Origin of the sequence: Rhodococcoides fascians A44A (assembly GCF_000760735.1) — a bacterium.
GTDB lineage: Bacteria > Actinomycetota > Actinomycetes > Mycobacteriales > Mycobacteriaceae > Rhodococcoides > Rhodococcoides fascians_E.
In genome coordinates, this window is sequence record NZ_JMEX01000004.1 from 485,835 (window position 1) to 509,446 (window position 23,612).

At 65.1% G+C, this 23,612-nt stretch carries 20 protein-coding genes; 13 read left to right on the forward strand and 7 right to left on the reverse strand.

What is annotated here, in order from left to right; translation table 11 throughout:
- Position 1 precedes the first annotated feature (1 nt).
- The 4 genes from BH95_RS03275 to BH95_RS03290 are packed head-to-tail and all read right to left on the reverse strand — an operon-like array spanning position 2 to position 5,049.
- Positions 2-2,356 (reverse strand): xanthine dehydrogenase family protein molybdopterin-binding subunit, encoded by a 2,355-nt coding sequence (locus tag BH95_RS03275; protein ID WP_244164791.1) that lies wholly within the window; start codon positions 2,354-2,356, stop codon positions 2-4.
- A complete protein-coding gene (locus BH95_RS03280; protein WP_037142056.1) occupies positions 2,353-3,696 on the reverse strand; it encodes an 8-oxoguanine deaminase in 1,344 nt (447 codons plus the stop codon). Before BH95_RS03280 ends, BH95_RS03275 begins: the two co-directional genes overlap by 4 nt.
- 8 nt (positions 3,697-3,704) lie before the next feature.
- Positions 3,705-4,178, reverse strand: coding sequence for a (2Fe-2S)-binding protein (locus tag BH95_RS03285; protein WP_019664813.1), 474 nt, complete (start codon positions 4,176-4,178; stop codon positions 3,705-3,707).
- Positions 4,179-4,182: 4 nt separating this feature from the next.
- Complete coding sequence (locus BH95_RS03290) at positions 4,183-5,049, reverse strand: FAD binding domain-containing protein (RefSeq protein WP_037141548.1); 867 nt, start codon at positions 5,047-5,049, stop codon at positions 4,183-4,185.
- Positions 5,050-5,161: 112 nt separating this feature from the next.
- Between BH95_RS03290 and BH95_RS03295 the strand changes: the two genes are divergently transcribed.
- Both BH95_RS03295 and BH95_RS03300 read left to right on the forward strand, forming a co-directional pair.
- Positions 5,162-6,682 carry a PucR family transcriptional regulator gene (locus BH95_RS03295; RefSeq protein ID WP_244164794.1) on the forward strand — a complete coding sequence of 507 codons (1,521 nt, stop codon included), beginning with the start codon at positions 5,162-5,164 and terminating at the stop codon, positions 6,680-6,682.
- Positions 6,683-6,734: 52 nt separating this feature from the next.
- Positions 6,735-7,382 (forward strand): TetR/AcrR family transcriptional regulator, encoded by a 648-nt coding sequence (locus tag BH95_RS03300; RefSeq protein WP_037180947.1) that lies wholly within the window; start codon positions 6,735-6,737, stop codon positions 7,380-7,382.
- A 13-nt stretch (positions 7,383-7,395) separates the two neighbouring features.
- Here BH95_RS03300 and BH95_RS03305 read toward each other — a convergent pair whose 3' ends face one another.
- Positions 7,396-8,037: a pyridoxamine 5'-phosphate oxidase family protein gene (locus BH95_RS03305; RefSeq protein WP_037180949.1), complete on the reverse strand. Its 642-nt coding sequence runs from the start codon at positions 8,035-8,037 to the stop codon at positions 7,396-7,398.
- A 70-nt stretch (positions 8,038-8,107) separates the two neighbouring features.
- Between BH95_RS03305 and BH95_RS03310 the strand changes: the two genes are divergently transcribed.
- Positions 8,108-8,833 (forward strand): SDR family NAD(P)-dependent oxidoreductase, encoded by a 726-nt coding sequence (locus BH95_RS03310; protein WP_037158209.1) that lies wholly within the window; start codon positions 8,108-8,110, stop codon positions 8,831-8,833.
- A 7-nt stretch (positions 8,834-8,840) separates the two neighbouring features.
- Here BH95_RS03310 and BH95_RS03315 read toward each other — a convergent pair whose 3' ends face one another.
- Positions 8,841-9,473 carry a TetR/AcrR family transcriptional regulator gene (locus BH95_RS03315; RefSeq protein WP_037180951.1) on the reverse strand — a complete coding sequence of 211 codons (633 nt, stop codon included), beginning with the start codon at positions 9,471-9,473 and terminating at the stop codon, positions 8,841-8,843.
- A 152-nt stretch (positions 9,474-9,625) separates the two neighbouring features.
- Between BH95_RS03315 and BH95_RS03320 the strand changes: the two genes are divergently transcribed.
- Positions 9,626-11,086, forward strand: a complete 1,461-nt coding sequence (locus BH95_RS03320) for an MFS transporter (protein WP_020111724.1) — start codon at positions 9,626-9,628, stop codon at positions 11,084-11,086.
- Here the strand turns inward: BH95_RS03320 and BH95_RS03325 are convergent.
- Positions 11,047-12,174 (reverse strand): cellulase family glycosylhydrolase, encoded by a 1,128-nt coding sequence (locus BH95_RS03325; protein ID WP_037180953.1) that lies wholly within the window; start codon positions 12,172-12,174, stop codon positions 11,047-11,049. The genes BH95_RS03320 and BH95_RS03325 overlap by 40 nt on opposite strands.
- 117 nt (positions 12,175-12,291) lie before the next feature.
- Here BH95_RS03325 and BH95_RS03330 point away from each other — a divergent pair, with 117 nt between their 5' ends.
- The 9 genes from BH95_RS03330 (at position 12,292) to BH95_RS03370 (ending at position 23,612) form a co-directional block, all read left to right on the forward strand.
- A complete protein-coding gene (locus BH95_RS03330) occupies positions 12,292-12,999 on the forward strand; it encodes a GAF domain-containing protein (RefSeq protein ID WP_019664822.1) in 708 nt (235 codons plus the stop codon).
- Between the two features lie 190 nt (positions 13,000-13,189).
- A complete protein-coding gene (locus BH95_RS03335) occupies positions 13,190-14,644 on the forward strand; it encodes a sugar transferase (RefSeq protein WP_020111726.1) in 1,455 nt (484 codons plus the stop codon).
- 49 nt (positions 14,645-14,693) lie between these two features.
- Positions 14,694-16,094 (forward strand): O-antigen ligase family protein, encoded by a 1,401-nt coding sequence (locus BH95_RS03340; RefSeq protein WP_019664824.1) that lies wholly within the window; start codon positions 14,694-14,696, stop codon positions 16,092-16,094.
- Positions 15,986-17,059, forward strand: coding sequence for a glycosyltransferase family 4 protein (locus tag BH95_RS03345; protein ID WP_019664825.1), 1,074 nt, complete (start codon positions 15,986-15,988; stop codon positions 17,057-17,059). Before BH95_RS03340 ends, BH95_RS03345 begins: the two co-directional genes overlap by 109 nt.
- On the forward strand, positions 17,056-18,606 hold the full coding sequence (locus BH95_RS03350; protein ID WP_033190401.1) for a flippase: 1,551 nt from the start codon (positions 17,056-17,058) through the stop codon (positions 18,604-18,606). The genes BH95_RS03345 and BH95_RS03350 overlap by 4 nt, the downstream gene beginning before the upstream one ends.
- Positions 18,603-19,691: a glycosyltransferase family 4 protein gene (locus tag BH95_RS03355; RefSeq protein ID WP_020111729.1), complete on the forward strand. Its 1,089-nt coding sequence runs from the start codon at positions 18,603-18,605 to the stop codon at positions 19,689-19,691. The genes BH95_RS03350 and BH95_RS03355 overlap by 4 nt, the downstream gene beginning before the upstream one ends.
- Before the next feature lie 277 nt (positions 19,692-19,968).
- Complete coding sequence (locus tag BH95_RS03360) at positions 19,969-21,249, forward strand: hypothetical protein (RefSeq protein ID WP_230593918.1); 1,281 nt, start codon at positions 19,969-19,971, stop codon at positions 21,247-21,249.
- The gene (locus BH95_RS03365) at positions 21,239-22,348 is read left to right on the forward strand and encodes a glycosyltransferase (RefSeq protein ID WP_037158206.1); all 1,110 of its coding nucleotides are present in this window, start codon (positions 21,239-21,241) and stop codon (positions 22,346-22,348) included. The genes BH95_RS03360 and BH95_RS03365 overlap by 11 nt, the downstream gene beginning before the upstream one ends.
- Entirely contained in the window at positions 22,335-23,612 is a 1,278-nt protein-coding gene (locus BH95_RS03370) for a hypothetical protein (protein WP_230593898.1), read from the forward strand. The genes BH95_RS03365 and BH95_RS03370 overlap by 14 nt, the downstream gene beginning before the upstream one ends.

The following is a 23,612-nucleotide window of genomic DNA, read 5'->3' on the forward strand; positions in this document are numbered from 1 at the left end:
CCTAGGGCGCGACGATGTGTTCGGGGCGGATGGGGACACGGGTCAGGGCAAGCCCGGTCGCGTCGCGGATGGCAGCGACGACGGCCGGCGTCGAGGACAGGGTGGGCGGCTCGCCCGCACCACGAAGGCCGTACGGCGCCAATGGGTCTGCATTCTCCAGGATGTCGAGTTTCATGGGCGGCATGTCGAGGATCGTCGGGATGAGGTAGTCGGTGAAGGACGGGTTCTTCACGAGTCCGTCCTTCACGACGATCTCCTCCATGACGGCCAGACCCAGGCCCTGCGCCGATCCGCCGTGGATCTGTCCTTCGAGCGAGAGCCGGTTGAGGATCTTGCCGACGTCCTGCACGGCGGCCATTTCGACGACCTTCACCAGACCCAGCTCCACGTCGACGTCGACGACCGCTCGGTGCACGCACAGTGCAAGCTGCGTGTGGCTCGCACCCTGACCGGTGACGGGGTCCATCCCGCTGGTCGGTCGGTGGTGAAATTCGCGTGTCTGCTCGATCACGCGGTCGCCCAACACATCCTCGATCGTCGCGAGTACTTCACCCGACGACACGATCTTTCCGCCGTCGAGGGTCAGTCCGCTGACGGCTCGTCCGAGGTGCAGGCTCGCAAGTACGAACACGGCGTCACGGACGGCCTCGCACGCGGCCTTGACGGCTCCGCCGGTCATGTAGGACTGACGCGACGCCGACGACGAACCTGCGTTCCCGACTGCAGTGTCGGCCGGATGAATGACCACCTTGGTCACGCCGAGCTCGGTGCGCGCGATCTGCGCCTCCAACGTGACCAACCCTTGACCGACCTCGGCCGCCGCGGTGTGCACCAGGGCGGTTGCCTCCCCGCCGATGACTTCGAGACGTACTCGGGCGGTGGAATAGTCGTCGTAGTTCTCGGAGAAGCAGATGTTCTTGATTCCGACGCCGTAGCCGATGCCGCGTACGACGCCTTCGCCGTGCGTGGTCTGGGAGGCACCGCCCGGCAGGTTACGGATGTCCGACGCGTCGAGCGGGGCCGGCAGTGCCATTGCCTCGGCGCGGGCGAGCATGTCCGCCAGTGGAGCGGGTGCTTCGATGACCTGTCCGGTCGCCAGGATCGATCCTTGGCTGACGGCGTTGATCTGCCGGACTTCGACGGGGCTGATTCCGCAGGCCTCGGCGAGTTTGTCCATCATCGACTCGTATGCGAAACATGCTTGTACTGCGCCGAATCCACGCATCGCCCCGCACGGTGGGTTGTTGGTGTACACGCCGTACGCGTCGATCTCGATGTTCGGGATCACGTAGGGTCCGACGCCGAGGGACGCCGCATTGCCTACGACGTTGAGCGTTGCCGACGTGTACGCACCTCCGTCGAGGATGATCTCGACGTCGGCGTACAGCAGCTTGCCGTCGCGGCTGGCGCCGTATTCGTAGTGCATCTGCGCGGGGTGGCGGTGGACGTGGCCGAAGAAGGATTCGTAGCGGTTGTAGACGATCTTCACGGGCTTGCCGGTGTACATCGCGAGCATGGCGGCGTGGATCTGCATGGACAGGTCTTCGCGTCCGCCGAATGCGCCGCCCACGCCGGCCAGGGTCATGCGGATCTTCTCGTCGGGCAGGCCGAGGCACGGTCCGATCTGGGCCAGGTCGTTGTGCATCCATTGAGTGGCGACGTAGAGGTCGACACCGCCGTCCTCGCCTGGAATCGCGAGGCCGGATTCAGGTCCGAGAAACGCCTGGTCCTGGATGCCGACGGAGAAATCGCTGGAGACGACGATCTCCGCGCGCTCTTTCGCCGAGGCGACGTCGCCCACGCGTACGGGCTGATGCCTGGCTACTCCCCCACGCTCCTGCACCTTCGGGTACGTCGGGTCGAGCGCCGCGCGCCGTGCATCCGTCAAGGGCTCGAGTATCTCGTACTCGACGGCGATCTTCTCCATTGCGCGGCGAGCGGTCTCGGGGTGGTCGGCGGCGATCAAGGCGATCGGCTCGCCTTCGTGGCGGACCTCGTCGAATGCGAGGACGGGCTGGTCCCACGTGTGATCGAGGCCGAAGCACTTGCGGCCCGGCACGTCCTCGTGCGTCAGTACGGCTTCGACGCCCGGGGTGGCCAGCGCCTTCGAGATGTCGATCGACAGTATTCGCGCACGTGGATGCGGACTCCGAAGCGTTGCGCCCCACAGCATCCCGTCGATGAACAGGTCCGACGAATACGCGAACTCTCCCTTGACCTTCAACGTCCCGTCGGGACGCAACGGGCTGTCACCGACGCGTCCTTGTCCCGGGGCTGCGATCTCGTGGGGAGCCCTGGTAGGAGCAGACCTGGCAGGAGCTGTCTTGGCAGGAGCAGTGTCGGTCGGGGAGCTCACAGTACATCCTTCGCAAGTGTCATGAGCCGACGGTGCGCGTCGGCGCCTTCTCGGGCTACCGCGTCCTGCGGTGCGCTGACGAGAACGTCGTCCTCGACGATCGTGCGGCCCCCGACCAGCAGCCGGGCCAACGGTGGGGTCTGTCCGTAGGCGAATGCGACGATCGGATCGTCGACCGCGGCGTAGAAGCCGTCGGTGCGCCACAGCGCCAGATCGGCCACCTTGCCGACCTCGATGGACCCGATCTCGTCCTGACGACCGAGTACTGTTGCGCCGCCGAGCGTCCCGATCTCCAATGCCTGGCGTGCGGTGAGCGCGGTCGGACCGTACTTGGCGCGCTGCATGTACATCGCCTGACGGATCTCTCCGGCCAGCGGCACCATCTCCGCGGACGCGCTTCCGTCGACTCCGAGGCCCACCGGAGCGCCTGCGGCGAGCAGATCCGAGATCCGCGCGATGCCTGCTCCGAGGCGTGCGTTGGAGCTCGGGCAGTGGGCGGCTCCGGTGCCGGTGGCCGCCATCTTCGCGATGTCGGAGTCGTGCAGGTGCACCGCGTGTGCGAACCACACGTCGTCCCCGAGCCAGCCGACCTGCTCCATGTACTCGACGGGGGTGCAGCCCATCTGAGCGACACAGTGCTCTTCCTCGTCCAGCGTTTCGGCCAGATGCGTGTGCAGCCGAACGTTCTTGCTTCTCGCCAGAGATGCGGACTCGACGAGCAGGTCCTTGCTGATGGAGAACGGCGAACACGGAGCGACGGCGATCCGCAGCATCGAGCCGAACGAGCTGTCGTGGTAGGTGTCGATCGCGTCCGACGTCGCGGTCAGGATGTCGTCGAGGCTCTCGACCACCTCGTCCGGTGGCAGACCACCGTCGGACACCCCTCGGTCCATCGAACCGCGACACGGCTGGAATCGCACTCCGATTCGGCTCGCGGCGTCGATCTCGGCGGCGAACAGGTCACCCCGCCCCTTCGGGAAGATGTAGTGGTGGTCGGTGGTGGTCGTGCATCCTGATTTGGCGAGCCAGGCGAGGCCGGCCGCGGCGGCTCCGCCGACCACCTCCGCGTCCATCTTCGACCAGGGCTTGTACAGCGCGACGAGCCACTCGAACAGGGTGTTGTCCTTGGCCAGCCCTTGTGACGCCCACTGGTAGAGGTGGTGGTGGGTGTTCACCAGCCCTGGCGTCAGAAGAGCTCCGCCCGCGTCGATGATCTCGGCTCCGTCGGACGCAGGTGCGTCTCCCGATCCGATCGCGGCGATGACGCCGTTCTCGATCACGACGTATCCCCGCGGGATCTCGTGCCCGACGATGGGTGCGATGTATGCGTTCCGAATCACTGTGCGTGTCACTGGGCTTCGGCCTTCCTGGTTGCGGCGAGACGCACTGCGTCGAGGATCTTCTCGTATCCTGTGCAGCGGCAGAGGTTTCCGGCGAGTGACTCGCGAATCTCCGCGTCGGACGGATTCGGTACCCGCTCGATCAGATCGTGAGCTTGCACGACGAGACCCGGAGTGCAGAATCCGCACTGCACCGCTCCGCATTCGACGAAGGCCTCCTGCATCGGGTCCAGCTTCTCTCCCTCCGCCAGTCCTTCGACGGTCCTGACCTCGCGCCCTTCGACCTGACCCGCCGCCACCAGGCAGGCGCAGGCGGGTACTCCATCGAGATACACCGTGCACGAACCACATTCACCCTGTTCGCATGCATTCTTCGATCCGGGCAAGCCCATACGTTCGCGGAGCAGGTACAGCAGGCTCTCTCCTTCCCACACGTCGTCCGCTTCGAGTTCCTTGCCGTTCACAGTGCAGTTGACTCGCATGAGATCACGCTGCCTTTCCGTTGTCGCCGAGCTCTTTCCAGGACCAGCCCAGAGTTCTCTTGGCCATGACTGCCAGTGCGTGCTTGCGGTACTGCGCTGTGCCGCGCACATCGTCGATGGGGCTTGCTGCTTCCGAGACCAACTCGCCGAAGCGGGCAGCGATCCGGTCGTCGAGCGGACCGGACCAGTCGAGCTCGCCCGCCAGAAATTCCTCGGCAGCGTAAGCCCGCCGGGGCGTGGGCGCAGCGGAGCCGAGCCCGGTTCCCACGCGCTGTTGCTCGGGGAACAGTGCGATGGAGAACGAGCACACGGCGATCACCATGGCGTTGCGAGTACCGATCTTGGAGAAGTACTGCGGGCCCGCCGCAGGCCGTACGTGAAACGCGCGGATCAGTTCGTCCGGTGCGCACGAGTTCCGTTTGACTCCGACGTAGAACTCGGTCGCAGGAATCATCCGAGTTCCGCGGGCAGCCGATTCGACCTCGACGACGGCACCGGCGGCCAACAGGGGTGCGTGAAGGTCTCCCGCGGGTGATGCGCCACCCAGATTGCCCCCGACGGTGCCGCGGTTACGGATCTGCGGGGAGCCCACTGTCCGCGACGCCTGCGCGATACCCGGAAGCCGGTCGCCGAGTTCGGCGATGATGCGCACGTACGGGACACCCGCCCCGACGCGCAGCGTCCCGTCGGGCAGCTGCTCCCAGTCGGCGAGTTCGGTCACCGGGTTCAGGTCCAACAATGCGCCCGGGCGATGCACGTCGAAGTTCATCTCGACCATGACGTCGGTTCCGCCTTGAATCGGCACCGCGTCGACGTCGTCCGCCTTGGCGGACAGCGCCTCGGTCCAGGTCTGAGGCCGTAAGAATTCCATGCACCAAGTACAGCCGCGGGCGTCCGAAGGATCGAGAGACAAGAACGACGAACTATGACGCCGATCACAGTGTAGGTTCTGGAGGTTCCTACAAGAGCAAGGAAGACACGCGGTGAGGCTGCACGATTTGATGGGTTTGTCGGACCTGAACCTGCAGCAGGTGGTTGCTCCCGAACATTTCGACCCCGTCATCAGATGGGTCGTCACGACGGACATGCTGGATCCGAGTCGCTACCTCAGCGGCGGTGAACTGGTGCTCACCGGACTCATGTGGCGTACGAGCCCGGGCGATTCACACGAGTTCGTGAAGGCCGTCGCCAAGGCAGGCGTCGCCGCGCTGGCGGCGTCCGAAGGTGGATCCGTCCCGGACGACCTCGTCGACGCGTGTCGCGCCCACGGACTTCCACTGTTCCGTGTCCCCGCGGACGTTGCGTTCGCAACGGTCACCGAGCGGGTGGTCCGGCAGTTGTCGGCGGCACGGGCGTCCGACGTGAAGGCGGTGTTGGAGCGGCACCGGAGATTGGTGGAGGGTACGGGAACAGGTGGGATCGGTGCGCTGCTCGATCTGGTCGCAGCCGAGCTGGGCATCGAATGCTGGATCCTCGCAGCGACGGGTCGCGTGGTTGCCGGCTCCGAATCCGTGCCCGACGCGGCACTGCTCGCACACGAGTTCCTGACCGCGCGTCGGCTTCCGCATTATTCGCCCGCGCTCGACATGTCGATGCTTCCCGTCGACAGAAATTCCACAGCCCGCGTCGTCGATTGGTTCGTGGCGGTCGGAAGCGATTGGCAGACGTGGCACCCCGAGCGCCGCGCACTGGCCGAGCAGGTCTGCTCGATCGTTGCCCTCGAACGAAACAGGTTCGACGACAGGCTGACCGGGGCCGGAATCCTCGCCCAGGAATTCATCCGTGCCCTCGGCGAGGGTGTCGATGCTTCGTTCGTGACGCAGCAGATGGGGCTTCTCGGCCTGCCCGTCGACTCGCACTATCAGGTGATCGCCGGCTCGGTGTCACCGTCTGCACACTCGAAGCAGGACGTGCTGCGCCCGAGCGAGGTTCGTCGTCTGGTACAGGAATTGTCGGTGCCCCACATGTCGGCGGTCGGCATCGTCGGTGGTGAGGTGCTGGCCGTAGTGGCAACCGACGTCGATGCGACCGCGTCGATCGGTAGAGGGGTGGACATTCTGTCGCCGGGGCTTGCCGGTACCGGGCTGGCCGTCGGAGTGAGCGCCCTGGTCGGTGCGCGGGACCTTCGCAGCGCCGTGGAGGAAGCGCGCCATGCGCGCAGGTTGGCCGCCGGGCGAACCGACGGTCGGTACGTCGTCGGGCACTCCGAGCTCGCGACTCTGGTGTTGCTGCTGGCAGGTGTTCCCGACGACGTTCGGCTCATGTTCAGGTCGAGGCTGCTGGCGCCGCTGACCGAGTACGACGAGGTCCACGGCAGTGACCTCGTCAGGACGCTGGCCGCATTTCTCGACACCAACGGTTCGTGGACGAAGTGCGCCGAGCAGATGCACCTGCACGTGAATTCCGTGCGCTACCGAGTCCAGCGAATCGAGGAGTTGACCGGCAGGGATCTGTCGCTGCTCGAACATCGTGTCGAGTTCTATCTAGCCCTGCGCTTGAGGTGACCGAAGTGTCTGTCACTTCCCATCTGATACCGATCGGTGTCAGTATCTTTCCGTGAGCTCTTCCGAAACCGAGATCGCTCCCGGCAGGCCCTACCGCGGGTCGAGCGCGGAGGCGCGACGTGATGCCCGCCGAGAGAGGCTGCTGGACGCAGCCGTGGACATCTTCGGCACGAGCGGCTACCGGTCCGCGTCGATCGATCGGATATGCAGCGCCGCCGGACTGACCAAACGCTACTTCTACGAGTCCTTCGACAGCAGCGAGGCACTTCTGGAGGCCGTGTACCGGCGAGCAACCACGACGATGCTGACCAGCATCCACGTCAGCAGCGACGCGCACACCACCGGCGCCGAGCACGTTCTGCAATCGGCGTTGTCGAACTTCTTCCGCACCATCGCCGACGACCCTCGATCCGCGCGCATCGTGCTGCTCGAGGTTCTCGGCGTCTCCGCCGAAGTGGACGCGCTGTACCGGCAGACCACAGGACTGTTCGTCGACGCCGTCCTCGCCGTCGCGGATTCGGTCGGAACCGCCCGCGGCCTGGCCGGGCCCAACCGTCGAACACTCGCGGTCGGTCTCGTCGGTGCCGTCCTCATGATGACCCAGCAGTGGTTGCTCGCACCCGACTCCGAGCCGTTGGACGGGGTCATCGCGAGCGCCCACACCATCCTCGGCGCCGTCGCATTCGGTCGGCTCGACTGACGCATCTATCCCGCTACTGGGGCTGTTGGCGCTGGTACAGCTGCTTCTCGTAGGACGGGCCGTAATACTGCTCCAGCTCGGCGAGAGTTTCGGGCGAATCCGGCATGACCGCTTTGGTGATCCGAGCGACTGTCGGGAGTGCCGACGGATTCCAGGTGTCCGGCTCCCAGAGCCGTGACCGCATGAACGCCTTGGCGCAGTGAAAGAACACCTGCTCGATGTCGACGAGCAGACACAGCATCGGACGATGCCCCTTGACCTTCATGTCGTCGAAGAACGGCGCATCCTTGAGCAACCGCGCTCCGCCGTTGACACGCAGAGTGTCTCCGCGGCCGGGGACGAAGAAGTTGATTCCCACGTGCGGGTTCAGCAGGACGTTGCGGTAGCCGTCCATCCGCTTGTTGCCCGGCCGTTCGGCTATGGCGAGTGTGGTCTCGTCGAGCACGTGAACCAGCGCCCCCGCCGGGTCCCCCTTCGGCGACACGTCGCATCTTCCGGTGTCGTCGGCCGTTCCGATGAGGCAGAACGGAGACATGGACAGCCACTCCCGGTGGATCGGCAACAGTGCATCGCGGTCCTTGTTGGCCGCCCGGTAACTCGGCGTGCCGAACAGTGCGGTCAACTCGTCGGTGTCGGTGATCTCGTCCCATGCCACGCAAGGAAGCCTAACAACGCCGGGGCACCGAGTCATCGGACTTTCGGGCGCATCTGGCACAGTGACGTGCATGACCGCTCGCACCACCGTCGTCACCGGAGGAAGCCGTGGCATCGGGGCCGCGGTGTGCAGACGGTTGGCCGCCGACGGCCACGACGTCGTCGTCACCTACGTGCGTGACCGCGCAGCCGCCGAGTCCGTTGCCGCAGACGTCGAAGCCGCGGGACGTCGTGCGTTGGTGTGCCGCGTGGACACGACCGACGAGGAATCCGTTGTCGCGATGTACGGAGAGGTCGCGGATTTCGGGACGCTCACCGGGCTGGTCACCAATGCCGGGGCCGCCTCTGCCGTGGGCGATCTCGTGGACAACGATCTCTCCGACATCAGGGCCGACATCGACCTCAACCTTGTCGGTGTTCTCGCCTGCATCAAGTACGCCATCGCGCCGATGACGCACTCGGGTGGCTCGATCGTCAACATCTCCTCTGCCGCAGCCACTCTCGGAAGCCCCGGGATGTACGTTCATTACGCGGCGTCGAAGGCGGGAGTCGACGCACTCACCGTGGGGTTGGCCAAAGAGTTGGCGGACAGAAACATTCGCGTCAATGCCGTTGCACCCGGGACCATCTGGACCGATTTTCATCGAGATCCGAACAGACCGGCGAAGGTCGCTCGGTCGGTGCCCATGAAGCGTGCGGGCACTCCGGACGAGATCGCGGGCGCCGTGTCCTGGTTGCTGTCGGACGACGCGTCCTACGCGACGGGTACGACCATCCGCATCGCGGGCGGTCAGTAGCCTCGAATCACGACCGCGACACCGGCGCCCGCCAGATCCCTACCGTCGCGTCGATGAGATCGGTGCCGCAGTCGGTCCAGTTGGGCGGGACGTCCGGATTCTCCGCGAACTCCATTTCCTTGTCGGCGCAGGTGTGCATCATCAGGTTGCGGGCCATGTCTCCGCGAATCTTTCGGACACTCACCGGTAACTCGGGCAGACAGCGCTCCAGTCCCGCGAGGGTGGGTTTCAGCGCCCTCAACTCGCCGGCACGGGCGTAGGCGACGGACCGCAGCACCGGGTCGGATATCAGTTGGACGCTGAATCTCCCGTACCAACTGGGCGATCCGAGAGAGTCGAGATGCGAGACGTAGGGCCTGATGAGGCACGCAACCCAATCCTGCAGATCATCCGAACCCTCCACCCGCGCGACCATCTGCAATCGAATCTCTTCGATCGATCGCGAATGTTTTTCCAGAATTGCTCGCACCAGATCCATCTTCGTCCCGAAGTGGTACGCGACAGCGGCGTTGTTGCCCTGGCCTGCCGCCTCGCTCACGTGCCGGTTCGAAACCGGATGGATACCTTCCTCCGCATACAACCTCTCGGCCGTGGCCAACAGCGCCTCACGCGTATCGAGGTTGCGGTCTGCACGCGTCATGTGGACCAGCCTTCCACAGTCATCACCGTCTGATTCGTCATCAATCGGACATACCGACCACAGTGAACAACGCCACTTTGACCTGCGTCAAGCAGTTGCTTTAAATTGATTCAGTCAATTGCTTTAAAGCTAACGCCGGGAGGCTCGAACCCATGTCGACCACTGCCCCACCACCCGACAACGCCACGGTGGCACCAGCAGGCGTCGTCGTTGCCGTGCTTGCGTTCACCGGAATCGTCGTCTCACTGATGCAGACGCTCATCATTCCGTTGATTCCCCAACTTCCGACCCTGCTCGACGCATCGGCATCGAACACCGCCTGGGCCATCACCGCCACTCTTCTCGCAGGCGCCGTCGCTGTTCCGGTGATGGGTCGTCTCGGCGACATGTTCGGCAAGCGATTGCTGTTGATGGTCAGCCTCGTCCTGATGATCTCGGGCTCGATCGTCGGCGCGCTCAGCGAATCACTGGTTCCGCTCGTCGTCGGCCGTGCGCTGCAAGGGCTGGCGGCCGGTGTCATTCCCCTCGGCATCAGCATCATGCGCGACGTTCTTCCACGAGAGAAGCTTGCCGGCGCGACAGCCACGATGGGCGCTTCCCTCGGTGTCGGCGGTGCGCTGGGGCTTCCCGCAGCGGCGCTCATCGCGGAGTACGCCGATTGGCATTTCCTGTTCTGGGTGTCCGCCGCACTCGGCGTGATCGTCGCGATCCTGGTGCTGACGCTCGTGCCCGAGTCCGAGGTGCGGACTGGCGGAACGTTCGACGCGGTCGGAGCGGCCAGTTTGTCCGTCGCTCTCGTGACTCTGCTGCTGGCGATCTCCAAGGGCGCGACATGGGGGTGGAGCAGTTCCACCACGCTGGGTCTGTTGGCCGTCGCCGTCGTCTCCCTCGGTTTCTGGGGATGGTGGGAACTGCGCACGAAGCAGCCACTGGTGGACCTCCGCGTGTCGGCTCGCAGGCAGGTGCTGTTGACCAACCTCGCATCCGTCGTGTTCGGCTTCGCGATGTTCGCCATGACGCTGGTCTTCCCGCAGGTTCTTCAGTTGCCCGTCGAAACCGGCTTCGGACTGGGCCGCTCGATGCTGGTGACCGGTCTCGTCATGGCCCCCTCCGGCATCGTCATGATGCTGGTCGCGCCGATCTCGTCCAAGATCACCACGACGAGGGGCCCGAAGACGACGCTGATGCTCGGCGCGATCGTCGTGGCCGTCGGCTATCTGTTCGGTGTCGTCACGATGAGCGCTGTGTGGCAGCTCGTTGCCATCTCCTGCATCATCGGCGCAGGCATCGGTCTGTCGTACGGCGCGATGCCCGCCCTCATCATGGGCGCGGTCCCGCCCTCGGAGACCGCCGCGGCCAACAGCCTGAACACGCTGATGCGTTCGCTCGGGACATCGACCGCGAGCGCCGTGGCAGGCGTCATCCTGGCACAGATGACGATCACGCTCGGATCGGCGGAACTGCCGTCGCAGCAAGGGTTCCGGGTGACGATGGCCGTCGCCGCAGGCGCTTCGCTGATCGCACTCGCGCTCGCCGCGTTCCTACCGAGATTCGCGCCGGCAGCCCCCAGCCGTCAGGAGTACGCCCCCGTGAAGGCCGCGACGCGCCCGTAGGCGGACTTCGGCGTGAAATCGCGCCGAAGCAGCCCGAAGTTCTGTTCCGGATCGGCCAGGTTCGTGCCTGCATCTCGCAGGCTGTACACGTAGGACGGCCCGATCCACGCATTACCGAGGACCGCATCCATCACGATGACGATCGAGTCCGCTTGGACCTGTTCGCTCACCGCGTTGGATGCGGTTCCCGTCGGCGCACCGAACTCCGTCAACCAGATCTGCTTGCCCGCATCGCCTCCGGCAACCATGGTGTCGCGCATCGGCCACAGCGCGAACGCTGTACTCCATTCCTGGGTACTCGGGTCGTTCGGCAGCCACGGGTAGGTGTACGGGTGAACGTTGAACGCGTCGAAGTACTTGTTCGCGCCGAGCTGGTACATGGCGGAGAGAAACGACTTGGGGTTCATGTTCGTGCCGTTGTCCGTTGCGGGAGCCAGCCCACCGCTGAGGACCGTCGACGCCGGCTGCACCTGCTTGATCGCCTGATAGGCCGCGCGCAGCATTATCGAGTACGCAGCCACGTCGGGCTTCGGTTTCCAGAATCCGACGATGTTCGGCTCGTTCCAGATCTCCCACAGATTCATGTGGTCGCGGTACCGGGTGACGACGGTACGCGCGAATGCGGCGTAGACGTCGGGGTCCGCGGGTCGTGAATGCGAGTCACCCATCGCCTCGGGTACGCGCGCCCACTGCGGTGTGTAGGCGATGACGCCGAGCGGACACATACCGTGCGCCACCACAGCGGCCAGCACACGGTCGGTGTTCGTCCAATCGAACTGCCCGCGATTGCGTTCGATGGTCGACCAATCGATGTCCACCCGAACCGAGAACAACCCGGCGTTGCGCGCCAGATCCAACTCCGCGTTCAGATCCGCGTTCGACGCCGCAGCCAGTGTGGCACCGGGCGAGGCACCGATGCGAGGGGAGCTGGTCATTCCGGAACACCGTCCGTCCGGTGACGAGGGCGCTGTGCGCCCGGGCGTCGTAGGTGACGCGTGCGCGGGTGTGATCACCGCAGCGATGGAGACAAGCAGAAGTGCAAGCGTGACCACGATCTTCGGCACGCTCAGCGTTGCGCGCCGAAACATCGGCAGAATATAACAGCAGTTCTGCCGAATACCATCATCTGTTCGAATTACTGCCACCGACACGACCTCGAGTGAATGAATACGCCGACTTCGTTCGACTGCATTACCATCGGCAAAATGACAGACGTTGTTTCCGGGTTCGACGACCGCTTACACGAAATTCTCGCGCAACAGGCGGAAAAAGCCGGGGAATCGGTCGAAGCGTATGTGCGCCGCGCGGTTGTCACGCGGCTGGTTCAGGAACTCACCGCCGACGACGATTCCGAACTCGGCCAACTGCTGCGCCATCTGCAGGCCGCACGGATCGAGGTACCGACCTCGGACGAGGAGCAGCCCGAGTCCGATCGCCCGTTGCACAACCGCGACCGCGTCAAGGCCGTCGAGAAGACGGGCCTGATGGACACACCGAAGGAAGACAGTTACGACCGACTGGTATCCATGGTCGCCGACGCCTTGATGGTCCCGTCCGCGGCCATTTCCCTGATCGACGACAAGCGCCAGTTCTACAAGAGCGCAGTCGGTTTGCCGGCCGAGATCGCCGAGTCGCGCCAGCTGCCGATCGACCAGAGCATCTGCCAGTACACCGTCGACGGCGGTGAACCACTCGTCGTCGAGGACGCCCGTCTGCACGAACTACTGAAGAATCACCCGGCAGTCCTCGGCAATCTCGCGGTGTCCTACATGGGCATCCCTCTCGACGACGGCCAGGGCCACACGGTGGGGACTCTGTGCGTCTGGGACGAACAGCCCAGGCAATGGACTATCGGCCATCAACAAACCCTTCAGGATCTCGCGTGGATTGTTCGCGAGCGAATATTCGGATGAGAACGCCTATCCAGAACTTTCACCCCGGTATTTCGATCGATAACGGGAAATCGGTCGCTTTTCCGTAACACGATCGATAAAGCAAAAGGGGGTTCGGGCCAAATGTCTGAGATAGCCTTTGACGGTGCTTGGAACACGAACTGGGTCCCGTACGGAGTAATGGCCCGTGTCTAAAACTCTCGAATCACCCTTGGCGACTGCCGACGCACTGCGCGAGGTCCAGTCACGTCCGCGAAGCCTGACGGACCGACTGCGCGTCGATCCACTGCACACGGTGGTGACGATCTCGGTCGACGTGATCGCCGCAACCATCGCCGTGATCGAGGGGGTGCTCTGGCGAACCGGAAGCCTCACCGAGTTGGGATGGCTGCCCTGGCTGTTCATCCCTCTGGTGATTGCTTTCCTCGGCGCCGGAGGAATGTACCGACGGAGCCTCCGGAAGAACTTCCTCGACGAGATCGGCCCGGTCGAGACAGCCATCGCGTTCGCGACTCTTGCACTGCTGTCGATCATGATCGTCGTCGACACCGAGTACCGCCCCGGCGCACTGATGGTCCGCATCTGGATCTGTGCAGCGGTGTCCATCGCAATAGGACGCTTGATCCGCGTGATCATCCAACGTCGCATCAGGGCGAAGTACAACTCGGCGGCACCGACGCTCGTCGTCGGTGGTGGACCGATCGGTCATCAGCTCGTCGCACGGATGCGTCAGTTCCCCGAGTACGGGCTGAACCCCATCGGTCTCGTGGACGTGACACCGGTGGCACCGGTGGATCCCACCGCGCCGGACTTCATCGACGTTCCCTACCTCGGCACACCGAGCCAGTTCGAGATGATCGCCAAGACGACCGGCGCCGAGGAAGTCATCGTGGCGTTCTCCTCCGTTCAACACGAGGAGCTCGTGGCTGCCGTCAGGTCCGCCCACAAGTTGGGTATCCGAGTCTGGGTGGTGCCGCGTCTGTTCGACACCGTCGGACTCAAGACGCGTGTCGAGCACATCGGCGGACTCCCCCTCATGGTTCTTCCTCACGTCGATCCCAAGGGATGGCAGTTCCTCCTCAAGGGACTCACCGACCGGGTGCTGACCAGCATCGGCCTGCTACTGATCTCACCGATCTTCCTGCTGCTCATGCTGCTGGTGAGGTTGAGTTCGCCCGGCCCCATCTTCTTCGCTCAGGAACGCATCGGACGTGACGGAATTCCGTTCGACTGCCTGAAGTTTCGGTCCATGCGTCCGCCACGGGCGTCCGATGCAGAGTTCGTGCGAGTCGAGGGCGCTGCGCCGGGCGGCGTGGAAGGCGTGGATCGCCGTACCAAGATCGGCAAGATCATGCGGCAGACCTCGCTCGACGAACTGCCACAGCTGCTCAATGTGATCCGCGGCGACATGAGCCTCGTCGGCCCGCGACCCGAGCGGCCCGAGTACGTGGACCTGTTCGCCATGCAGATCCGTCGCTACGGAGAGCGCCATCGAGTGAAGGCCGGTGTCACGGGCTGGGCACAGGTACACGGCCTCCGGGGACAGACGTCCATCGCGGACCGTGCGGAGTGGGACAACTACTACATCGAGAACTGGTCCATCTGGCTCGACATCAAAATCCTGTTCCTGACCGTTCTGGCCGTGCTGAAGCGGGCCGAGGACTGAGTGTGAACATCGCTTCAGGCCAACCACACTCACGAGCCCCGGGTCGTCCGTGATCGCGTACGTCGCGATCGCCTTCGCCGCCGTTGCGGTGGTGGGGGCGGGTCTGTTCGTTGCCCGGGCGATCCTGCACCGCCCCCAGCGAGGCCTGCTGCTTCTCGCGGCATTCGTGCCGCTCAACGGCCTGCTGGCCATCCTTCCCCTCCCCGGCGTCGTGTCCGGATGGAAGGAAGGCCTTGTGCTGTTCACCCTCGGCTGTGCGTGGTTGCGGCGGGTCAGGCCGCGACCACGGACACCGACACCACGCCCACATCCGCCACTGACCATGCCCTGGTGGCCCGCGGCCGCCTTGTTCGTCGTCTTCGGAGTCGTCTCGGCGCTCGTGTCGTTCGGGCTCATCGGATTCGTGGCCATCAAGGTGACGTTCTTCTACATGCTGCTGGTGGGGATCCTCTGGCTTTCCCCGTTCGACGCCCGTGACCGCGACAATCTGGTCAGCGTGCTCATGGGGATGGGCGTGTTCACCTCGTTGGTCGGCATTGCACAACTGGTGCTCGGCCCGGCTTTTCTGGTGTCGCTCGGATACGAGTACGGCACACAGGTCAGAACCTCCGGCGGTCTGCTTCGAACGTTCAGCACGTTCAACCTCCCGTTCCCGTTCGGCCTGTACGTGATGCTGGCGCTGCTCGTCGGCGGCGCCGTCGCACTGGCCGATCCGGCACGCCGTCGCAACGCCGCGTTCCTGTGGATGACACCGATCATGGTCGTCGCTATGGCAAGTTCGATCGTCCGAGGCGCAATCCTCGGCTTGCTGGTCGGTTTGATCTACCTCATTGCCATTCGTTTTCGCTTCCTGGCCGTGCCGCTGGTCGTATCCGGTGTAGCTGTCGCAGTGATCGTTCCGTTCGTGCCCAAGATCTCGTCCGTCTTCTTCTCGTCGAGCAGTCTGAACGAACGCGGTGACGGATGGAACGACATCATCGCGAGCATCCTGATCCACCCGTTCGGTCAAGGTCTCGGTGCGAGCGGTGCAGCAGCCGATCGTATTTCGACCGCCTCGGGCGTGACGTTCAGCGGCCTGTCCACCAACTACCAGCCGGACAACTACTACGTGAAATCTGCGCTGGAACTCGGCCCTGTCGGATTGTGGGCGGTCGTTGCGCTTCTCGTCACGGCTCTGCTGTGGTGCACGCGCCTGTCCAGATCTCTGCCCGAGGGCGACGACGCTCTTGCACTCGGTGTCGGTTCGTCGATCGTCGCGGCGATGTTCGCGAGCCTCGTCTCGACCTATTTCGAAATTTTTCCGATCGACGTTTATTTCTGGCTTCTGTTAGGAGTGGTGGGATGCGCAGCAGCGCAACACGAATCAGCAGCAACCCCCGGATCGTCTATGGGGCGCTCGCCCTTCGGCCGGGCGGCAGCGGGGTCCAGACCTACATCCGCGAGTTACTGAACGAGATTCCGGCGCTGCTCCCCACAGCAGATCTCGCGGCAGTCGTCCAACGCGATGCCGTGGCCGAACTCCCGGGTGACGTGCACCCACTCCCCCGCCGTGTGGCCGACGGCGCGGTGCGTGCCGTTCTGGGGGCACTGCCCGTCGGTGACTGCGATATCGTCCACGGCCTCGATGTCGACCTTCCTCTCGTGACCAAGGCAGCCACCGTGGCGACCGTCCACGACCTGTCCGTGATCGACATGCCGTCGGCGTCCAGCAAGTTCCGGGCGTTCGGTGAACAGAAACTCGTCCGGCGTGCGCTGCGGAAAGCCGATCTGTTGATCGCGGTGTCGCAGTTCACCGCAGATCGCATCAAGGCGGTCAGCGGCCGAGAAGCCGCCGTCGCGGAACTGGCGCCCGCAGCATGGGCGACGCCGCCGGCGGAATCCGCCCTCGACGCCGTCCGCGAGAAGTACTCCCTTCCCGAGAGATTCGTTCTCCAGGTCGGCACCGTCGAACCGCGCAAGAACGTGCAGCTCGTCGCCGACGCGGCCGAACGACTCGGCATCCCGTCGGTGCTGGCAGGCGCTGGATCGAAGGGGCCGAATGCTCCGACGTCGTCGATCGGTCTCGGATACATCGACGTCGAGGACCTGCCCGCTCTGTACGCCACCGCCACGGTCACCGCCTACGCCTCACGCTACGAGGGGTACGGACTTCCACCCGTCGAGGCGATGGCCTGCGGCGGGGCGGTCGTCGCCAGTGCCGTCGGCGCCCTGCCCGACGTCGTCGGCGACGGTGCTGTGCTTCTCGGCTCGGAGCGGGTGGACAACTGGGCGGACGCCATGCGTCCCATCGTGTTCGACGCCGATGCTCGCGCCGCCCTCGTGTCGAACGCCGCGGCAGTCTCCGCGGGCCTGACCTGGCGACGCACGGCCCAGCGCACGGTCGAGGCCTACCGAAAAGCGGGGATCGTCTCGTGACCGAGGACCCCTCGCTGGAGGGTACCGAACAACCGCCCGATTACCGTGCGATAGCTGCGGACCCTAAAGCGGCTGCCCGAGCCACCGCTGCGGTCCTGATGAGCCGCGTCGTCATTGCGGGACTGGGCTGGGTCGGCAGTGTGATCGTGGCCCGTTCGCTCAGCCCCGAGGGTTGGGGCCAGTTCAGTTTCGTGTTCGCCCTGCTGGGGCTGATGTCCGTCGTCACCGATCTCGGGGTCGGCCGAGTGGTGTTGGCACGCTTGATGGACGGCAGCCCGGAAGAGATTTCGAGGACCGCATCGTCGTTCCTGGCCTTGCGCACTGTTCTCGGCCTGGTCGGGTACGTGCTCGCAGTGGGGTACGTACTCGTGCTCCGGTACCCCACCGAGGTCGTTCTGGCGACAGCGGTGGGCGGTCTGGTCGTCGTCTTCGCCACGCCGAGTCATGCACTGTCGGTTCTGTTCCAGAGTCGCCACCGACTGCTGATGGTCGCCATCGCCGAGAGTCTGGGCCAAGCTCTTCAGCTGGCATTGACCATCCTCGCCGCGGTCTTCGCGCCGACGCTGCTCGTGTTCGTGCTGCCTGCCGTGATCAACGAGATCTTCAAACTGGTGTCGAAGTCGATCGGTATCAGGCGACGATCGCTCGGGTTGAGGCCGTCCCGGCACATCGATGTGCACCGGTGGGGCCCGTACCTGCGCGAAGCGATACCGCTGGCAATCGGTTTCGCACTGACCATCGCGATGCTGAAGATCGACGTTCTGATGCTCAGCCTGCTCGATACGTTCGACGCGGTCGGACTGTATTCGATCGGCTACAAGTTCTCGGACATGATGGACACCATCATTCTGGCCGCGGTCGCCCCCATCAGCACCCTTCTCATCGCCGCGTGGCCCGACGACCTCGCGACGTTCCGCAAGCGAACACGTTCGGCAGCAACTCTGTTCGCGCTGTTCGGAGCTGCGGCGGTTGTCGCGTTCTGGCCGTCGGCCGACCACCTGATCGAGCTTCTCTACGGCGAGCGCTTCGTGGCGGGCGCGGACGCTGCTCGACTTCTCGTCCTCGGCGCTGCCCTGATGTCACTGATCCTCCTCGGAATCTTCCTCCTCGCGTCGGCAGGCATGCAGCGCCACTACCCGGTCGTGGCGCTGTTCGGTCTCGCACTCAACGTGGGGCTCAATCTCGTTCTCATACCGCGCATGTCCTACGACGGAGCCGCCATCTCCACCGTCGCGACGCTGGGAACGACCGTCGTGCTGCTGTGGATCGTCATTGCCCGAACGGTTCCGGTGTCGACGTTGCTCCCGCTGGGGCCCATCGCACTGATCGTGGTCCTTGCGGCTGCGTTGTCCTTCGCCGGTTCGCTTGCCGTCTCGGCATTTCCATCCCTGTGGCTCGTGGTGTCCATCGCGTTCGCGCTCCTGCTGGTCGTCATCGTGTTCGGTGCCGCGAAACTCGGACTCGTCGAATCACCCTTGGGCAAGGACACTCCCCCCGGCGCGGCCACACCGCGGGCCGGCGGCCGACACCGAGCGGAGAAACGATGACCGACACGTCCACCGTTGTGTTCGTCGCCCACACCGGACAGGTGTCCGGAGCGGAGAAGATGCTGCTCGCGCTCGTCGATCGCGCGTCGGAAACGGGACACACCGTCGTGGTGGCCAGTCCCGGAGGCGCGCTGGCGACAGCACTTCCCGACGGCGTTCGGCACGTGACCATCCCGGAACTGGGGCTCGGTGGGCAGCGGGGCGTCGCACGGGTGATGGCGGCCGGCCAGATGCTGGCCCGCTGGTGGTCGGCGGGACGAACCCTGCGCCCCCTGGTGCGAGGAGCGGGTACGGCGACCGTCGTGAATTCCCTTTTCGCACTGCCGGCTACCCGCATCGCACGCCCACCTCGCGGTGCGTCGTGGCTTGTCCACGACGTGATGGCGAGCGGGCGGCAACGCGCGGTGACGAGGCTCGGGCGCGGTGTCGTACGCAGAGCAGTGGCGTGCACCGAGGCGGCCGCCGCTCCCGTCCGCGCTGCCGGTCTCGACGTCGAACTCGTGCCGTACGGCGTGCCCTGGCCCGTCGAGGATTTCGGCCGCGAGAGTGTCGGCACACCTCCTGTCGTCGGCATGCTTGCGCTGCTGACTCCGTGGAAGGGACACCGGGTACTCCTCGACGCGCTGGCGCTGACCCCTGGGGTGGAGGTCGAACTCGCCGGAGGCAGTTTTCCCAGCGACGAGACCTACGTCGCCGAACTGCGCGAGCGCGCAAGCGAACCGGATCTGTCCGGCCGGGTCAGGTTTCTCGGCCATGTGAAGCTCGACGATGCGCTTCGGCGATGGGATGTGGTGGTGTCGACGAGCGTTCTCCCCGAGGCCGGTCCGCTGGCCGTGCTGGAAGCGATGTCGCATGGACTGCCCGTGATCGCAACCGATCACGGTGGGCCGACCGAGTTCCTGCGCGACGGTGCAGGTGTTCTGGTCCCCCCCGGTGACCCGACGGCGTTGTCGCGGGCGGTTCAGGACGTGTTGTCGGACGGGACGCGCCGGGCCACGCTCGGGGCTCGCGCCCGCGCGAAAGTCGGCGCCGAACACAACATCTCCATCACGATGCCCGCGTTGCTCGAGGCTCTGATCGCATGACGCCGGTCTCGGGCTTCGTTCCGTCACGGACTCTCGAACCAGAATCCGTCCGGTTCTCGCCGGTCGAAACCGCGCCTCCGACTGCTTCCGGCCGCCCGAAAGAACTGCAATCCCGTTTCGCAGCAGCGATTTTCGCAAAGCTTCCGTTCATGCGCCACATCGGGCGTACCGAAGCACCGAGAGGCGGTTTGGGTATCATCGCACCTGTCCGGTCTTCACATTCGAGTGAAGGAATCTCTGCCCATGTAGGCGATCAAAGGAGCTTCGGTTGGCATCCGTGAACGATCCAGTGCACCGTAGCGACGTGCCGCCGCCGATCGACCTCGCCGGGCACATGAGAGAACTCGGTCGTGCTTTCCTTCCCGCGCTCGTCATCGGCTTGCTGGTGGGCGCTGCGGTGTTCTTCGCCCGAACCGAGTTGAGCGAGAAGCAGTACTCGGCATCGATCGTCACCGAAATCAAACCTGCGCAAGCTCTGGTGCCCGGTGATGCGTTCATCGAGCAGATGCGAGCACCCTTCATCGGTCTCGCGTCGGACAACGACGTGCTCGAACAAGTGGTTTCGGAGGTGGACACGGACTGGACCGCGGGCACGCTCGCGTCCAACCTGGCACTCGAGCCCGGCACCTCGCCTGCTCTGCTGGTCTTCACCGTCACGGCGCCGTCACCGGAACTTGCCCTCCAGTTGACCCAGTCGACGGTCTCGACGGTTGCGCAGGCCGCCAACGCGAACAGTGCACGCGACACCCAGAGCCAGCTCGAACAGCTCCAAGCAGCGGTGGCTGCGGAAGAAGCGCGGAACAACGCGCTTCCGGACGGGGACGCCAAGACTGCATCGAACGCCACTCTGAGTGATCTTCGAGGCCAGCTGGCACAGGTACAGAGCGGCGGTGGTGATCAGCTCGTCGTTCTGTCGACTCCCGAACAAAGCGATACCCCGGTCTCCCCCAAGCCGTTCTCGGAGGCGTCGGTTGCCGCGCTCGCGGCATTGGTCATCGCTGCAGAGCTGATCGTGCTGCTGCGCAGCAGAATCGGATCGCGGCCGACGCGGGCGTGGGCAAGCCGGGTCGCCAAGAAGTACCGTGCCAGTTTCGATCCTCAGGGCGGAGATGCGCTGCCTCCGTCGGTGGTCGGCAGAATTGCAGCACGCGAACGCGGGGGGCCCCGCACGTCGGGTTCGGCGCGGCATTCCGCTCCCGGACGCGACGGCTACGAGGCCGTCATCCTCATCGGCCAGGACGCCGAGTCCAACGCAGGCAGCACCACCCCGATCGCCGGATACGCGGTCGCCGAGGCGGTACCGCCCCAGGACGGGCGTGCGTTCATCGAGGGAGGTCTGGCGAGCGAGTGGTGGACGGTCGTCGATGTCGCGGACGTCGAGAGTGCCGTGGTGATTCTCTCGAAGGGCGGCAAGGACAGGAAGGCCGCCGAGCACGCACTTCGCCGCCTGCACGAGTTCGCCGTACCCACGTATCTCGTGCTGCAACAAGCCAGTAGCAAACGACGCAAGAAGTCTGCCGAGCCACAGAATGCGGAGGCCCCGAGCGATGACAACTGACCGGGTTGCAATCGTCCACGAGCGACTGACCGAGATCGCAGGTTCGGAACACGTCATCGAACAGCTCGCGCTGCAGTGGCCCGAGTCCCAGGTGTATGCCGCGGTTGCACGGGCACAGGGCATTCCGAAGGACCTGCCTCGCCCACCGAAGACGACGTTCCTCGACAGGGGATACAAGGCACTCGGCGAGCGCTCCTACGCCCCGCTGCTCCCGCTGATGCCCACGGCGTTTCGGCACTTGAAACTCGGCGACATCGACGCTGCCATCGTCAGCCACCACGCGTTCGCGACGCAGGCTGTGTTCGCCACCGACGCACCCGTCGTTGCGTACGTGCACAGTCCGGCGCGATGGGCGTGGGATCCAGCGCTGCGCGCGGGCGAGGGCGGCGGCAAGGCAGGTGCCGCGATTCTCACCGCGTTGTCCGCTGTCGCGCGCAAGTGCGAGATCGCTGCCGCCCCGAAGCTCCGCACCGTCGTGGCCAACTCGTCCGCGGTCGCCGATCGGATCTCCAACTGGTGGGGACGCGACGACGCCGTGGTCGTTCATCCCCCCGTCGACACCGAGGGATTCACACCCGACGCGTCGGTCGAGCGCGAGGATTTCTTTCTGCTGGCGGGCCGTCTCGTGCCCTACAAACGGCCGGACATCGCGGTGAAGGCCGCCGCGGCGGCCAACATCAAACTCGTGGTTGCGGGCGACGGTCGCGCGATGAACGCATGCCGAGAGCTCGCCGGGCCCAACACCACGTTCCTCGGTCGTGTGTCGCACGAAGACCTGCTCGGGCTTCATCGCCGCGCTCGCGGCCTGCTGATGCCCGGTGTGGAAGATTTCGGGATCGTTCCGGTGGAGACGATGGCGACGGGCACTCCGGTGATCGCTCTCGGTGAGGGCGGCGCGCTCGACACGGTCGTCCCCGGAGTGTCCGGTCGACTCGTCGCATCCGGTTCCGACGAGGAGGTGGTCGACGGGTTCGCCGCGGCGATGTCGTCGTTCGATCCGTCGGCGTTCGACCGGCACGAGATCCGGGCCTGGGCGGAAGGGTTCTCCCGGGCCAACTTCCGCGCCAAGATGCAGGGGGTCCTCGATGACATCGTCTGACCGCACGACAACGTATCGATCCACCGCGATGGATCGAGTGTTCGCCGAAGCCCGCACCATTGCCGTCATCGGCCCGTGCGTGACGTTGGACGAGGACGCCATCCGCAAGGCCCTGACCGTGGCAGAACAGAGCACGGCGACTCCTCGGCTCGCAGTGGAACCGGACACTCACACCGTCCAGTGGCGCTACCGTCGAAACCTGGGCGAGCGGACCCCGATCGCGCACCTACCCGCCGAGGACAGTCACGACCTGGGCCACCTGATGGGCGTGATCCGGCGTCGCCCGGGCGTTCGGGAGCCACTGGAGGTGGTCATCGCCGGCGACTACATCGCGGTGGACTACTCGCACGGCGTCGGTGACGGTCAGATGGGTGTGCTGTTGCTCGCCACTCTGGGCGGAAACATCGATTTCGGCCGCGCCCCGGCTCTCGCCAAAGGCTTGCCGAGCAACACCACGTGGACGGCGATTCGCCACCATTACTTGTCACGTCCTGCAGCACTCCGAGATTTCTGGCGTCTGCGCAAACAGAACAAGAAGCCGCCTCGCCTGGTAGCGGGTGCCACCAAGCGCATCGAGGACTGGGAGTCCGGAAAGACGTCGCGAGCGGACTTCATGGCCCCGGATCGTGTTGCCCAACTGAAGAAGTGGGCGTCCACCCAACCGGGCAAGGCGACGACCGCGTCGGTCACCATCGCGTTGTGGATTGCCGCACTGGAGGCAGAGGGCGTGACCGTCGACGAGTCGGTGATGATCCTCTTCAACAGCCGTCGCTACCTGCCGCCGAAACTTCAGGACGGCCACGGCAACTTCGCCGTCGGTATTCCCGTTCGGATTCCGCCGTCGCCGAGCGCCGCGGACATCGCGGCACTGATGCGGCAGGTGATCGATTCAGGTTGGCCCATAGCGATTCTGGGGATGTCGCAGATCAAAGCCGCTCTGAAGCGCTCGGCTCCGGCCGCGCACGCGTCGACCGAGTCCTCGATCGAGGTGAACGACCGCATCCGCCTCGCAGTCAGCGATCTCGGCAAACTGACCATGTTCGACGACGGACTGTGGATTCGCGACGAGCGGCCGCCGCGCCTGGCCGCGTTCCTCGAACCGGACGGGCCCGACGGTGCCACTCTGCTGGTGTCGGAGATCGACAACGGGCGTACGTTCACTGCGTCGTTCTGCGACAAGATGATCGACCCCGCGGTGATCGAATCCGCTCTGCGTCGGATGTGCGACGACCCCGTCGGGACCCTGCAGGCCGAACCGAAGTGA